This window comes from Oceanospirillum sp., from assembly GCF_982874595.1.
On record NZ_CEYNZH010000013.1, the window covers coordinates 91,781 to 105,950 of the forward strand.

Sequence of the window (14,170 nt, forward strand, 5' to 3'; positions counted from 1 at the left end):
GCTTTTAGTGCTGCAGACCGAACTGACGACGAATGCTGAGCAAGAGTTTAGTGCTGGCATCATCTTCGTCGGTGTTAACAACCACAGTATAGTCTGCTTCGTCCGGTGCAATCGCTTCCTGATCTGCCAGCTGCTTATGCAGGACAGCCAGATCCGCTTCGGAGGCGTCATTACCTGCTGCGTGGCGTTTTTTCACGCGGCGTTCAAGCGTTTCCTGGCAAGCGGTGAATGAGAGTGTCAGAGCTGGTACGCCCAGTTGCTCTGCTTTATCGCGCAGTGCATCTCGTTGCCAGCGTTTAAGGTTGGTGGCATCGATAATCACAGGTGTTGCAGAGTGAATCACGCAGTCTGCCAGCTCTGCCAGCTTCTCATAGGTTTTCTGAGTCGCTTCCGGCGTGTAAATGCCTTCGTTGAGTTCAGAGTGGCTGTCCTGTTCAGCGGATAGGCCAAACAGACGCTTGCGTTCCACGTCAGAGCGAATACGGATCACGCCCAGCTCTTTGATCACACCCCGGCTAACGGAGCTTTTACCGGAACCGGACACACCATGGGTGATCAGCATAAAGGGCTGTTCAAATACCGTGTAGGACTCGGCCAGATCGATATAGCTCTGGTAGTCTGCTTCGAGTTTGGCGCGCCCAGCTTCGTCAATGGACGGGTCCAGCAGCATAAAGCGGGTTACCTTGGCTCGAACCATGGCACGATAAGCTTTGTAGAACGGCAGCAGCTGAATGCCTTCGTAATCGCCGGTCAGTTCCAGATACAGGTTGATAAAGTGGCGGGCCAGGGCTTTCTCACCGCGAGCTTCCAGGTCCATTACCAGGAAACCAGCGTCAGAGATCACATCGATCCAGCGGAACTCATCGTTAAATTCGATGCAGTCAAACAGAGCAACCTTGTCTTCACCGTTATCCTGAATCAAAGCCACGTTGCCGAGGTGAATATCACCGTGGCACTCGCGGATCATGCCGCCGGCTTTACGCTTGGCAAACAGGTGCTCCAGACGGGTGAAGGTATCCTGCATCCAGCCTTCCAGTTGAGCTAGCTGGTCCAGTTGTGGCTTTTCGCTCAGCATCTCGCGGATCTGATCGAAGTTCTGCTGTGCCGGAGCCAGCACTTCTGCCGGGCTTCCCAGAACCATGCTGTCATCCGCCTGACGGATATCGGCGTGGAAATCGGCGATCTGGTGCGCCAGGGAATCGATATGAGCCGAGGTCACCAGACCTTCTGCCTGCAGGTTGCTCAGCAGACGGTCACCATCAAACTGCTTCATGCGGATGGCGTATTCAAAGGGAGCGGAATCATCACCTAAAAGAGGTGCGTCTTCGCTACCGGAGATCGGCAGGACATCCAGATACAGATCCGGAGCCAGTCGTTTGTTCAGCTTCACTTCCTGTTCGCAGAAGAACTTACGTTTTTCCAGCGTGGTGAAGTTCAGAAAGCCGAAATCCATCGGCTTTTTGATTTTGTAGGCGTAATCGCCTGTAAGCAGCACCCAGGAGATATGGGTTTGATACAGTTTAAATTCCCCGGTGTCATGGTTGAACAGAGCAGGGTTCTGAAGTGCCTCAATCAGCTGTTGGCTCACAGGCGATCTCCTTAAAATTCATAATTCGTGCTGTATACCTGATAACGACGGTCATCGTGTTGTTGTATCAGGGGACAGCATGGGTTCCGGCTGATGGCATCAGCCGGAACTGTCCTGATATCCGTAAGGTAACGGATTAGCTCAGTGCTGCAAACGCTTTACGGGCAGCGGCGAGGGTTTTCTCAATATCTTCATCCGTGTGAGCAGACGATACAAAGCCCGCTTCGTAAGATGCCGGTGCCAGATAAACGCCCTCTTCCAGCATGGTGTGGAAGAACTTGTTGAAGTGGTCGTTGTTGCATTCCATCACATCAGCAAAACCGGTAACCGCAGGTTTGTCGGTGAAGAATACGCCGAACATGCCGCCCGCTTTCTGGGTGATGAAAGGTACACCGGCTTCTTTAGCCGCGGCTTCAAGACCGGCACACAGTTTGTCGACTTTGGCGAACAGTGCATCGTGGAAACCCGGCTCGCTGATGCTGTCCAGCAGGGCGATACCCGCCGCCATCGCCAGAGGGTTACCGGACAGAGTACCTGCCTGATAAACAGGGCCCAGCGGTGAGATATGAGACATGATCTCTTTTTTGCCACCGAAGGCGCCTACCGGCATACCGCCACCGATGATTTTACCCAGTGTGGTCAGATCCGGTTTGATGTTGAATCGCTCCTGAGCACCGCCCAGAGCAACACGGAAACCTGTCATTACTTCATCAAAGATCAGTACGGTGCCGTTTTCATCACACACTTCGCGCAGGCATTCCAGGAAACCCGGCTGAGGCGGGATGCAGTTCATGTTACCGGCAACAGGTTCTACGATGATGCAGGCGATCTGATCACCGATCTGTTTGAAGCACTCACGCACGTTGTCGATATCGTTGTAAGTCAGAGTGATGGTGTGCTCAGCCAGAGCAGCGGGTACGCCCGGAGAGTTTGGCTCGCCAAAGGTCAGAGCGCCGGAACCGGCTTTAACCAGCAGAGAGTCAGAGTGACCGTGGTAGCAGCCTTCAAACTTCACAATCTTGTCACGGCCGGTGTAACCACGGGCCAGACGGATCGCACTCATGGTCGCTTCAGTACCTGAGTTCACCATGCGCACCATTTCGATGTTCGGCATGATCTCGCAGATACGCTGCGCCATAGTGGTTTCGATGGCGGTCGGTGCACCAAAGCTCATACCGTCATCCAGACGATCTTTAACCGCCTGCAGTACTTTGTCGTTGGCGTGACCTGTGATCATAGGACCCCATGAACCCACATAGTCGATGTACTCTTTGCCATCTTCATCAAACAGGTATGCACCCTTCGCACGCTTGATAAATACCGGAGTACCGCCGACACCTTTAAACGCACGTACCGGAGAGTTTACGCCGCCAGGAATAACGGTCTGGGCATTGGCAAATAGCTGTTCTGACGTAGACATAGGATTCCCTATAACTGTTGTTGCTAAAAAAACGTATTGAAAACCTCTGCTCAGGCAGAGGCTTCGGAACCTGAATATTTACTGATTACGGAGCATCGGCAGAGGCCGTTCAGTAACAGAGGAAATTCCCCTGAGAATCAATCGGCTCATCATACCTAGGCATGGCGGTGTGATACAGCGTTGCTGCATCTTATTAAAGATTGATTCGGCTTAAACTTTGATCTGTACCGGCGGATTCAGCCCCGTGGAAACTGTTTTAACGCATCCGCAACCTGATCATGGCCGAACAGGCTGTTAACGACGGCTACCATGTCAGCACCCTGTTCAAACACTGAACCGGCATTTTCCGGGTCAATGCCGCCGATGACGACAACCGGACGCTGAAAATGTGCTTTGGCCTGAGCGATCAGTCCCAGTGGAGCCGGAGGCGCATCAGGTTTGGTTGAAGACGGGAAGAAGCGGCCAAAGGCCAGATAATCTGCTCCGGCATCCTGCGCCTGTTGTGCCAGCTCAAGAGAGGCATGGCAGGTGGCACCCAGTATTTTATCCACACCCAGTTTACGGCGCGCATCAGTCAGTGAGCCGTCACTTTGCCCCAGATGAACACCGTCGGCTCCGATGGTCAGAGCCAGCTCCAGGTCGTCATTGATGATCAGAGGGGTGTCGTATTGGCGGCATAGGGTCAGCAGGCGTTCTGCCCGTTGCTGCTTTTCATCCGGCGAGGCATTTTTTTCACGATATTGCAGGCAGCCGATACCGGCCTTTAATGCGGCTTCTGCTTTTGCAAACAGTTGTTCACCGGGCATCAGCTTACTGTCGGTGATGGCATAAATTGCGGATCGCTCAAGGGCTTGCAGAAAACGCTGCTGTGACGGTGTTGGTTGAATCGGGGTCATACCTGTCGGGGTATCCTGTAGATAATAATTCGGAGCGCAGATCAGGATCTGTCGCTCCAGAAAAAGCGGTTGGGCAGATGCTGACCGGCACTGAGTTTGTGGGCCTGCTCAAGGCTCTTCCAGGTGAAGTTCTGTGCCATCTCGACGGCGTTGCAGATATCAGCACCCTGAGCGATCAGTGCGGCGCAGGCGGCGGCGAAAGTACAGCCGCTGCCATGGTATTCGCCCGCTAATCTGGGCCAGTTTTTGCTCTGCATCTCACCGTGGCGGCCAAAGAGCTTGTTGACCACATCGGTGGTGTCGGCATGGGTGCCGGTCACCGCAACATGCTGACAGCCCTGGCTGATCAGGTGATGGGCCTGGGCGGCAACAGAATCCGCATTGGGGCTGAATTTTTCCAGCTCCTGTGTATTTGGCGTCAGCAGTAAGGTATGGGGGAGCAGCAGATCTGAGACAGCGGCAACCATCTCCTGCGATGTCAGTTTTTTACCGCCACCGGCTCTCAGTATCGGATCAAAGATCACCGGCAAGTCGGGATAATCCTGCAGCAGGGTATGAATCGCTTCGATATTGTCGATACTGCCCAGCAGGCCGATTTTGATGGCGGCGATGGGCAGGTCGTCCAGAATCATCCGGGCCTGTGCGATCAGGTCATTGGCGTTAACCGGATGAATATCCTGCACGTTATGGGTGTTCTGGGTGGTGGTCGCCGTAATGACGGTAGCGGCATAGCCACCTAATGAACGTATGCTTTCAATATCAGCCTGAATACCTGCCCCGCCGGAAGGGTCATGCCCGGCCAGAACCAGAGTGACAGCAGGGTTGGGCTTAGCCCCTGTAATCGTACTCATCATCGCACTCCGTAAGGGTTTTCTGAGCGGCCTGCAAAAGGCTGGTTGTCTATTAACCCGAAAAGGGCTTCACGACGACCAGAATAATGATGCCGATCAGAGCAAATACCGGTAGTTCATTGAATACACGATAAAACTTGTGGCTTTTGGTGTTTCTGTCTTCAGCGAACAGCTTGCGGTAGTGCCCGCAGGCAAAGTGATAGCCGATCAGAAGTACCACAAGAGTCAGTTTAGCGTGCATCCAGGGTTGGGACAGATAATAGCTGGCGTTCATGCTGATTAGCCAAAGCCCAAGCGCCACAACCACAATCATTGATGGGGTTGTAATGCCGCGATACAGCTTGCGCTCCATAATCTTGAAGCGTTCATTTCCTGGCTCATCAGTTGTCCCTGCGTGATAGACATAGAGCCTTGGCAGATAGAAAAGGCCGCTGAACCAGGTCACGATCGCCATCAGGTGAAAGGCTTTAACCCACAAAAAATCCATAATTACTCCTTGTAACGGTCGTTTATGACAGCCCATTGACTATCGATAAAAAGATTCAATCATTTCCGGTGTCACTATACCTATCACCGCACCATTGGCTCCGGTGATGTAGAGGGCATCGGTTCGCATATCGGCTATCCGTGTTTGAGCTTCGGCCAGTGTCGCTGTCTGAGGCAGAGGACTGGCACTTATACGGTCTTCTGACGGCACCTCGTTCAGAATAATTTTATCGGGTTCTTTTTTGCCATTCTGAGATAAGAGATAAAGGTGGTTAGCCAGATCCGCTGTTGGCAAAAGGACGAAATGGTTGTTGTCCTCTTCGTGAATCAGTAACCAGCGAGGTTTGGCAGCAAGAATGGTTTTTGCTAGTCCGGGATTCATCGAATTGGTGCAGCGTTTGAAGTCGCGACTCATGACCGCGCTGATGCCTGTCCGGCTCAGAATCTGAGATAGGGCCGGATCATGCAATTTAAGGCCTTTGAGCTCCAGTGCGTACTGGAATATAGACGGGTGATCCGGCAAAAGATATCGGCTGGTCAGCGTGGCAGAAACAACGGCTAACATTCCCGGCATAATAATATGTGGGTTGGCGGTCAGCTCCATCAACGCCATTAGCGCGGCAAGAGGGGCCTGTAAGCAAGCGGCCATCATGCTGGCCATACCGATCATGGCATAGATGCTGATATCCGATACCTGAGTACCTGCCAAATAGCCACCGATATGACCCGTTGCTGCACCCAGAAGCCCCCCGGCGACCATGATGGGGCCGATAATGCCAATGGGGACTCCAAGGCCAAACGTCGTTGCTGTCAGCAGGAGTTTGCTAATAGCAAGAAACACCAGCAGGCCAAGACCTAAATCGCCACTGAAGGAAAGGTTTACCAGATCAAAACCGCTACCCAGTAAAGAGGGAAGTAAAGCTGCAAAAAGAGCGGTCAGAAGACCTGCCAGCAGAAAGCGAATCTCAACTGCCCAGTGATGGGTGCGGAACAAGAGTCCGGAATAACTGATAAAGAGTGCTGCGAATACGCCAACAATTATGCCGCTGGCAGAAACCCAAGGCAGTTCAGCCAGAGTGTAAAGAGCTTGCGGGGTCGCGTTGAACAGACTCTCTCCCCCTAACAACCATTGACTTAACGCTGTGCCGGTGACGGACGCGAGGATGATTGGGGTAAAGCCCACGAGTGTGTATTCCGCCATAATGACTTCCATGGCAAAAATGACACCAGCAATGGGGGTGTTGAACGAGGCCCCAATTGCGGCCGCAGAGCCACAGCCAACTAATAAGCGAATACTGTTGTTGGGTAGTTTGAGATGCACCCCCATCAGACTACTGATGCTGGCGCCCATATGCACAGCAGGACCTTCACGACCTGCAGATAGCCCGCTGCCCAGGGAAATGATGGCATTAAAGAATTGACCAATAGCATTAGGCCAGGGCATGTGTCCCTGATTAAAGGTGAAGCGTTCAATCACATGACCGACACCTGAAGCCCGCCAGCGACTTTTGGACAGGCGAAAAATGACCGCTAAAACCAGACACCCGATGACAGGTGCCAGAATACGGTTGATGAGGGGAAGCGCCTCATGGTCCTCAGGCTCAATGCCAAGCAGCAACTCTGTGATCAGGTTGAGGCTGATAATAAAAATCACCATAACACCACCGGTGGCGATGCCAGAGATCAAACCGAGCAGAGCCAGTTGTGGCAGGGCGTCCAGGTGAGCCAGGCGCTCCCGGAAGTGCTGCAATGTCAGGCGTTGGAGAAATGGTTTCCGTAACAGGTTATTAGCCAAAGTGACGTCCAATGATCAAGAGGGGTGGCATACATAAGCCCTGAGTTTTGTGTATTATAACGGGATTCGATTCAAGAGTTCGATCCAGGACTGAACAGTGGAGAGCGACAGTGATTAAAGTCGGTATTGTTGGCGGAACCGGTTACACCGGAGTTGAGTTATTACGTTTGTTATCGCAGCACCCTGAGGCTCAGGTTGAGATTATTACCTCGCGATCTGAGGCGGGTGTTGCTGTCGCTGATATGTACCCGAATCTGCGTGGACACTATGACCTTAAATTCTCTGTGCCGGACTCTGAAGCGTTGGCTGCCTGTGATGTGGTTTTCTTTGCCACGCCACATGGTGTGGCTCATGGTCTTGCGGGTGAAATTCTCTCTAATGGTGGCCGTGTTATCGATCTGTCTGCGGACTTCCGTATTCGGGATCCGGAGCTTTGGGCGCAATGGTACGGTCAGCCGCATGGTGCACCTGAGTTGCTGAAAGAGGCGGTTTATGGGCTGCCGGAAACACAGCGTGAGAAAATCAGATCGGCCCGTTTGATTGCGGTACCTGGTTGCTATCCAACAGCGGTACAGCTGGCCGCTTTACCGCTTCTTGAAGCCGGTATTGTGAAACCTGAAATTGTGGCGGACTGTAAGTCTGGTGTCAGTGGCGCAGGACGAGGAGCAAAAGTAGGTTCTTTGTTGTGTGAAACCAGTGAGTCTGTTATGGCCTATGGGGCATCTGGTCACCGCCACTTGCCTGAGATTTCTCAGGAGCTGAATCGTGGCGCGGGGAAAGATGTTGATCTGACTTTTGTTCCACACCTGATGCCGATGATTCGTGGTATCCATGCAACGGTATACGCAGATCTTCTGGATGGGCAGGATGTCGATCTTCAGAAGCTATTTGAGAATCGGTATAAAAATGAGCCCTTTGTCGACGTAATGCCAGCAGGCTCTCATCCAGCTACACGTAGTGTAAAAGGGGTTAATATGTGTAGAATTTCGTTGCACAGGCCCCAGAATGGCAGCAAGGTTGTGGTACTATCCGTGATCGATAATTTGGTTAAGGGTGCTTCCGGTCAAGCCATTCAGAATATGAATCTTATGTTCGGCCTTGAGGAAAACACAGGCCTCAATCAGGTGGGTTTGATGCCTTAACCATAACAATAACGAGTTACCAGGTATGACAATGGTCAAAGGAAGTAAACAGGATCAGTTAGAAATTGTCTCTTACAGCCCGATGGAGCGTTTTGTACGCCGTACGGCTTTTTTACTCTTTCTAATCGTGATTGTTCTTGCCGGGTTTGGTTACGGCCAATACCAAGGTTGGGAAGAGCGTCGTTCAGCCGTAATCGAGCGTGATGAATTGCGCGATACTCTGACGGAGTCAGAGAAAGAGAATGAAACCCTGCGTCAAAAGGTTGCTGTACTGTCCCGCGGCAACCAGATTGACCAGAAAACTTATGCTGAGGTTCGTAATACTATTACGGATCTGAATGCACGGATTGCTCAGCTTGAGAATGAAGTTACTTTCTATAAGCGTGTAATGGCTCCTAGCAGCGAAGATAAAGGCCTAAGGGTTGAAAGCTGGGCGGTAGCGAAAACACTTAATCCGTCTCGTTTCAGCTTCAAGCTGGTACTGACACAGGTTGCAGATAACAACAACTACATTGAAGGTCGCGCGCTGGTTAGTGTAGTAGGACTGCAGGGGACAACTCGACGAGTTCTCCCACTGAGAGACTTGTCACCGGATGTTAAAGATCTGGGTGTCCGATTTCGTTTCCGTTTCTTCCAGAATGTAAGTGGCGAGATGGTTCTGCCGAAAGGTTTTAAACCAGAAAAAATCGAAGTGATTCTGCAGTCTACTGGCCGTAAGGCGATGCGGGTTGAAAAGAATTATGAATGGTCAGTTCAGGAGGCCGTTTAGGCATGTTTGGGAATAAAAGTAAACCAAGTACTCATCATTTTGATACTTTGGTGTCAGGAAAAGCAGAAATCGTAGGCGACCTCCACTTCAGTGGCGGCTTACATATTGATGGCAAAGTTTTCGGGAATATTGTCGCCGATGACGATTCAAAAGCCGTTGTTCGAATCAGTGAAAAAGGAGTTGTTGTTGGAGAGATCTCTGCTCCACATGTTATTGTTAATGGCCAAGTTTCCGGCGATATCCACTCTTGTGAACATATTGAGCTGGCCTCTCGTGCGGCAGTAAACGGTAACATTTTCTATAACATGATTGAGATGGTTATGGGATCTCAGGTGAGTGGAAACCTGATGCATCGCTACCGCGGCAAGCCGGAAAATCGTCCCGCTATGCCGAAAAATGTAACCCATGAAAAGCCGGAATTCGATGAAGGCAGTATCAGTAAAGAGGTCGATACTAAGGCAAAACCCTCGGCTGAAGTAAAGGCTGCAGCTAATAAGCCTGCTGGTGCAACGCCTGTTGCTGCAGTTCAGGATAAAAAAGCAGAAGCGACGACTGGCAACAAAGCTTAAGTTCATTTCTGTTTGCGGCCCGCATCTGAATACAGGTGCGGGCTTTTTTTCAGGCACAGATTTATCAGTTCTGATGCTATAGTAGTTGACTGTTTTGGTGGGTTAAGCCGATAATTCACTTTGATTGACACTTTCGGAGCGAACAATGACGGCGGACGTTTATATTCCCCAGGCCATGACTTTGACCGATTCAGCGGCTAACAAGGTTCGTGAATTGATTGAGGCTGAGCAAAACCCAAACCTGAAGTTGCGTGTTTATGTGACTGGAGGCGGGTGTTCAGGGTTTCAGTACGGTTTTGACTTTGATGAGAGCGATCAGGAAGACGACACCGTGATTGAGAATGATGGCGTTAAAATGGTCGTTGACCCGATGAGTTACCCATATCTGGTAGGCTCAGTCGTAGATTATCAGGAAGGTTTACAGGGGGCTCAGTTTCTCGTACAAAACCCGAATGCGACGACGACCTGTGGTTGTGGGTCATCTTTTACGGTGTGACAAGTATCTTCAGGAATTTAAAAGGCAGCTGACTCAGCTGCCTTTTTTATTTTGCCTTCGTCAGGCCGGATAGATGGCGCCTAGAATGCGTTCTCCTATAGCGCCGGTGGCGCTTGGGAGATTGCCAGGTCGGCCCAGCATTGTTTGATATGCAAGCCAGGCAAAAGCTGTCGCTTCTATCCAGTCGGGCGCAATGCCCAGGTCCGACGTGCTTTTCAGCTCGGTTTCAGGGGCGTAGTGCTGCAGTAGCTCTGTCAGCAGTTGGTTATGACTGCCTCCGCCGCAGATAAAAACTTCCCGGCAGTGATACTGGTTGAGCTGATCGGCAATTACTTTGGCGGTGAGTGCCGTCAGCGTATAAGCGACATCATGCCAATCAAAATTAAGCGGCTTCTGCTGTGCAGTGCCTTTTAAATAATGTTCGAGCCATGCCTGATTGAAATATTCACGGCCAGTGCTTTTAGGTGCTGGTTGGGTGAAATAGTTATCACCGAGCATCGATGCCAGTAATTCCGGCAGTAAAGCACCTTTGCGCGCCGTCTTACCCTGTTGATCAAATGCTTCTGACGTATGTTTGTGGTGCCAGTAGTCGATCAGGCAGTTACCCGGACCGCAGTCAAAACCCAGTCCCTTCTTAAGCAGTGTCAGATTGCTGATGCCGCCAATATTGATGAATGCTTGTTCGTAGCTATGCCGGCTTTCAGGATATTGAGCGAACAGCCACCGATGAAAAGCGGGAACCAGCGGTGCGCCCTGTCCACCTGCCGCAACGTCCCGACTGCGGAAGTCGCAGACAACACTGATACCTGTTTTCTCCGTTAACCGAGCATGGTCAGTGATCTGCAGAGTGTAAGCCAGTCGGTTATTGGGGGCGTGGTCTATGGTGTGTCCATGGCTGCCAATAGCACGAATCTGTTGGGGAGAGACATCACATTGCCGCAGCAGTTTGTGAATGGCCTGAGCAAAGAGGTCAGCGAGCTCGCCACTGGTCGTCGCTAGCTGATGCTTGCTGCAGCGATCGTTAAGAGCTAGCTGAAGCAGTTGTTCCCGAAAGGTCTCTGAATAGGGAATATCCAGTGCATCTATAATTCTGAAGCCAGGCTGACCAGATTCCGGGAAGTCAACCAGGGCTACATCGACACCGTCAGCACTGGTTCCTGACATAAGGCCAATGAATAGATTACTCATTACCTAACTGTGCCAGTTGACGATTGGGGTAAGTATCGAGGTTGCTCAACAGGTTGTTGGCATATTGGTCAAAGCGCTCGCGCTCTTTTTTAGCAATAGGCTCCACATCCGGGAATTTGATTGTCACCGGGTTTTTATGAATACCGTTTACACGGAATTCATAATGCAGATGGGGGCCGCTGGCTAATCCTGTGCTACCAACATAGCCAATAATCTGTCCTTGCTTAACAGTACGACCCTCTTTTATGCCTCGGCCATATTTGCTCATATGGGCGTAAAGAGTGGTATAGCGGCTACCATGCTTCAGCACAACGTGATTGCCATAGCTGCGGCTGTATCGTGATTTGATAATTTTGCCATCACCGGTTGCTCGGATTGGTGTACCTGTGCGTGCAGCATAATCGGTGCCGCGGTGTGAGCGGAAGCGGTTAAGGACAGGATGGAAGCGGCGTTTGGTAAAGTGTGAACTAATACGGGTAAAGTCTACCGGTGAGCGTAGGAATTGCTTGCGCATGCTGCGGCCATCCGGTGAGTAGTAGTCTGTTTTACCGGACTGATCTGTATAGCGAACGGCTTTGTGTGTTTGGCCTTGGGTGGTGAACTCTGCAGCAAGAATATTTCCATCGCGGAAGCGAATCCCATCGAGATATTCCTGGTAATAAAGAACTTTGAACGTATCCCCCGGGCGAATATCCAGAGAGAAGTCAATATCCCAGCCGAAGATGTTGGCTAGCGCCATAATAGTTTGCTGGCTCATCGCTGCGTTTTCACCAGCGGTAAAAAAGGCACCTTTGATTTCGCCTTCAGAATAGCGCAGTACTTTTTCCGGTTCGCGGGTTAGTTTCTCTTCAATATAATTTCCCTGATCATTGCGATTGAAAAGGGACAAAGAAAGAGGAGAGGTATCCAGACGAACGGATTTTAAATTCTTGTCGTTATCGTATTTAAAATGAATGCTCTGACCTGGCATTAGGAGAGAAAGATCGGTTTCGACCTGCTTGCTGTGCAGAATCCGGTATAGCTGAGCTGCAGGTATGTCAGCGCGATCAAACAGTTCTGAAAGTGTTTCACCTTTCTGGACGGTATAGGATGCCCAATCATCGGTAAGGCGTGGCCAGCTCTGGGTCTTTTCTTCAATGGTAAGGTCCAGTGGGATGTTGATGCGTTTTGCAGACACGTCCTGACTGGAGATAAGAGCTATTACAACGGCTAACAGAATGATCAAGCCAAGAATGATATGGTGTTTCAGTTGTTGAGCGCGTCTAAGCATAGGAAATAAAACCAAAAACTGTAGGTGAAATCGTTGGGTAACCGTACCTGAATGCTATAATGTACGCCATTTTTTCCAAGTTACAATTGGTGAAAAACATTCGATATATGTTGCTGAAATTGACATAGGATAGATAGATGACTTCCGTTGCAGAAGCTTTGGCGCTGATCAAGCGTGGTACAGAAGAGATTTTGGTTGAAGACGAGCTGGTCAAAAAGCTCGAAAGTGGGCGTGTTCTTCGCATTAAAGCGGGTTTTGACCCTACCGCGCCGGATCTCCACTTAGGCCATACAGTGCTTATTAACAAACTGCGACACTTTCAGGAATTAGGGCATCACGTGATGTTCCTGATCGGTGACTTCACCGGTCGTATTGGTGACCCGACCGGCAAGAACGTGACCCGTAAGCCGCTGACGGAAGAAGATGTAGCGAAAAATGCCAAAACGTATACCGAACAGGTATTCAAGATTCTGGATCCTGAGAAAACAGAAGTTTGTTTTAACTCGGACTGGATGGGCAAAATGAGCGCATCCGAGATGATCGAGCTGGCAGCGCAGCAGACCGTAGCGCGTATGCTTGAGCGTGATGATTTCAGCAAGCGCTATAAAGGTAATCAGTCCATCTCCATTCATGAATTTCTCTATCCGCTGGTGCAGGGTTATGACTCTGTCGCTATGAAGGCGGATGTAGAGCTGGGTGGTACCGATCAGAAGTTCAATCTTCTGATGGGGCGTGAACTGCAGAAAGGTGCAGGCCAGGAACCACAGATCTGTATCACTGTACCTATTCTGGAAGGTCTGGATGGCGTTCAGAAGATGTCCAAGTCTCTGGGCAACTATGTGGGTATTAATGACGCACCCGGCGAAATGTTCGGCAAAATCGTTTCCATGCCGGATTCCCTGATGTGGCGTTACTTCGAATTGCTCAGCTTCCGTCCTATGAGCGAAATTGATGAGCTGCGTCGTTCTGTAGAACAAGACGGTGCCAATCCTCGTGATATTAAAATGGAGCTGGCGCGTGAGCTGGTTGCGCGTTTCCATGATGAAGAAGCTGCAGCCAATGCGCATAAAGGTGCGGGTAATCGCCTGAAAGATGGTGAGCTGCCAGAAGATCTGCCGGAAGTGACAGTGGATTTTGAAGGGCAGGAAGAAGTACCTGTATCTGCCGTGATCAATAAAGCGGGGCTGACCAAGAACTCTAAGGCAGCGCGCGATATGCTGACCGCCGGTAGTGTCAAGATCGATGGTGAGGTTGCGGATCCGGCCATGAAGCTGCAGAAGGGCAAAACCTATGTTTGTCAGGCAGGTAAGAAGCAGTTTGCTAAAGTGACCCTAGCTTAAGGTTGCACAGGCTATCAGTTGTCGATTGCGGCTAGCTTATTTAACAAGTGGCTTTCGCAGTTACATGCTTAGTCATAAATAAGAAAGGTCTGTTAGGTGGAGAGGTATCTCTCATTTTGGCAGGCCTTTTTTAGTTTGTGATGGCGTTCAGAATATGTAGGGCGGGGTGGTTGCTGTTTTGCGTAGGGTGTATAGAGTTTCTTCTGAGATGAATACCCCGTCATTCGTGGCCTACAGGCGGGTGCTTGTAGTTAATTTACAAAAAATGCCATTTATTTGTAATTAAGGGTTGTGCTGCCCCGTTTTATGCGTATAATTCGCCCTCGTTGTCACGGAGCAAGTCTCCCGATGACCGTTAAC

13 protein-coding genes are annotated in these 14,170 nt (G+C 50.6%); 5 read left to right on the plus strand and 8 right to left on the minus strand.

The window, feature by feature from the left end; all coding sequences use genetic code 11:
• Positions 1-4: 4 nt before the first annotated feature.
• From AC4GL5_RS08520 to AC4GL5_RS08545, 6 genes are all read right to left on the minus strand, one after another.
• Positions 5-1,588: a bifunctional aminoglycoside phosphotransferase/ATP-binding protein gene (locus AC4GL5_RS08520; protein WP_490382351.1), complete on the minus strand. Its 1,584-nt coding sequence runs from the start codon at positions 1,586-1,588 to the stop codon at positions 5-7.
• Positions 1,589-1,724: 136 nt separating this feature from the next.
• Positions 1,725-3,008 (minus strand): glutamate-1-semialdehyde 2,1-aminomutase, encoded by a 1,284-nt coding sequence (gene hemL / locus AC4GL5_RS08525; RefSeq protein ID WP_490382352.1) that lies wholly within the window; start codon positions 3,006-3,008, stop codon positions 1,725-1,727.
• A 236-nt stretch (positions 3,009-3,244) separates the two neighbouring features.
• Complete coding sequence (gene thiE / locus AC4GL5_RS08530) at positions 3,245-3,904, minus strand: thiamine phosphate synthase (RefSeq protein WP_490382353.1); 660 nt, start codon at positions 3,902-3,904, stop codon at positions 3,245-3,247.
• 41 nt (positions 3,905-3,945) lie between these two features.
• On the minus strand, positions 3,946-4,755 hold the full coding sequence (gene thiD / locus AC4GL5_RS08535; RefSeq protein ID WP_490382354.1) for a bifunctional hydroxymethylpyrimidine kinase/phosphomethylpyrimidine kinase: 810 nt from the start codon (positions 4,753-4,755) through the stop codon (positions 3,946-3,948).
• Positions 4,756-4,807: 52 nt separating this feature from the next.
• Positions 4,808-5,242 carry a protoporphyrinogen oxidase HemJ gene (gene hemJ, locus AC4GL5_RS08540; RefSeq protein ID WP_490382355.1) on the minus strand — a complete coding sequence of 145 codons (435 nt, stop codon included), beginning with the start codon at positions 5,240-5,242 and terminating at the stop codon, positions 4,808-4,810.
• Between the two features lie 39 nt (positions 5,243-5,281).
• A complete protein-coding gene (locus AC4GL5_RS08545; RefSeq protein ID WP_490382356.1) occupies positions 5,282-7,036 on the minus strand; it encodes a chloride channel protein in 1,755 nt (584 codons plus the stop codon).
• A gap of 110 nt (positions 7,037-7,146) precedes the next feature.
• On the opposite strand from AC4GL5_RS08545, the gene argC reads away from it, so the two are divergent.
• The 4 genes from argC to erpA all read left to right on the plus strand — a co-directional run bounded on the left by argC (position 7,147) and on the right by erpA (position 10,012).
• Positions 7,147-8,178: an N-acetyl-gamma-glutamyl-phosphate reductase gene (argC, locus tag AC4GL5_RS08550; protein ID WP_490382357.1), complete on the plus strand. Its 1,032-nt coding sequence runs from the start codon at positions 7,147-7,149 to the stop codon at positions 8,176-8,178.
• 31 nt (positions 8,179-8,209) lie between these two features.
• Positions 8,210-8,947 carry a DUF6776 family protein gene (locus tag AC4GL5_RS08555; RefSeq protein ID WP_490382358.1) on the plus strand — a complete coding sequence of 246 codons (738 nt, stop codon included), beginning with the start codon at positions 8,210-8,212 and terminating at the stop codon, positions 8,945-8,947.
• Positions 8,948-8,949: 2 nt separating this feature from the next.
• Positions 8,950-9,516 carry a bactofilin family protein gene (locus tag AC4GL5_RS08560; RefSeq protein ID WP_490382359.1) on the plus strand — a complete coding sequence of 189 codons (567 nt, stop codon included), beginning with the start codon at positions 8,950-8,952 and terminating at the stop codon, positions 9,514-9,516.
• A gap of 145 nt (positions 9,517-9,661) precedes the next feature.
• Complete coding sequence (erpA, locus tag AC4GL5_RS08565) at positions 9,662-10,012, plus strand: iron-sulfur cluster insertion protein ErpA (RefSeq protein WP_086480123.1); 351 nt, start codon at positions 9,662-9,664, stop codon at positions 10,010-10,012.
• Between the two features lie 60 nt (positions 10,013-10,072).
• Here erpA and AC4GL5_RS08570 read toward each other — a convergent pair whose 3' ends face one another.
• Both AC4GL5_RS08570 and AC4GL5_RS08575 read right to left on the minus strand, forming a co-directional pair.
• Complete coding sequence (locus tag AC4GL5_RS08570) at positions 10,073-11,200, minus strand: anhydro-N-acetylmuramic acid kinase (protein WP_490382360.1); 1,128 nt, start codon at positions 11,198-11,200, stop codon at positions 10,073-10,075.
• A complete protein-coding gene (locus tag AC4GL5_RS08575; protein ID WP_490382361.1) occupies positions 11,193-12,470 on the minus strand; it encodes a peptidoglycan DD-metalloendopeptidase family protein in 1,278 nt (425 codons plus the stop codon). The genes AC4GL5_RS08570 and AC4GL5_RS08575 overlap by 8 nt, the downstream gene beginning before the upstream one ends.
• A gap of 137 nt (positions 12,471-12,607) precedes the next feature.
• On the opposite strand from AC4GL5_RS08575, the gene tyrS reads away from it, so the two are divergent.
• Positions 12,608-13,810: a tyrosine--tRNA ligase gene (tyrS, locus tag AC4GL5_RS08580; RefSeq protein WP_490382362.1), complete on the plus strand. Its 1,203-nt coding sequence runs from the start codon at positions 12,608-12,610 to the stop codon at positions 13,808-13,810.
• Positions 13,811-14,170: the final 360 nt, after the last annotated feature.

Bases quoted from the DNA above. Each gene is read 5' to 3' on its own strand.
- AC4GL5_RS08555 (WP_490382358.1), top strand. From the start codon at position 8,210: ATGGTCAAAGGAAGTAAACAGGATCAGTTAGAAATTGTCTCTTACAGC.
- thiD (WP_490382354.1), bottom strand. From the start codon at position 4,755: ATGAGTACGATTACAGGGGCTAAGCCCAACCCTGCTGTCACTCTGGTT.
- hemL (WP_490382352.1), bottom strand. From the start codon at position 3,008: ATGTCTACGTCAGAACAGCTATTTGCCAATGCCCAGACCGTTATTCCT.
- tyrS (WP_490382362.1), top strand. From the start codon at position 12,608: ATGACTTCCGTTGCAGAAGCTTTGGCGCTGATCAAGCGTGGTACAGAA.
- erpA (WP_086480123.1), top strand. From the start codon at position 9,662: ATGACGGCGGACGTTTATATTCCCCAGGCCATGACTTTGACCGATTCA.
- thiE (WP_490382353.1), bottom strand. From the start codon at position 3,904: ATGACCCCGATTCAACCAACACCGTCACAGCAGCGTTTTCTGCAAGCC.
- AC4GL5_RS08560 (WP_490382359.1), top strand. From the start codon at position 8,950: ATGTTTGGGAATAAAAGTAAACCAAGTACTCATCATTTTGATACTTTG.
- hemJ (WP_490382355.1), bottom strand. From the start codon at position 5,242: ATGGATTTTTTGTGGGTTAAAGCCTTTCACCTGATGGCGATCGTGACC.
- AC4GL5_RS08575 (WP_490382361.1), bottom strand. From the start codon at position 12,470: ATGCTTAGACGCGCTCAACAACTGAAACACCATATCATTCTTGGCTTG.
- AC4GL5_RS08570 (WP_490382360.1), bottom strand. From the start codon at position 11,200: ATGAGTAATCTATTCATTGGCCTTATGTCAGGAACCAGTGCTGACGGT.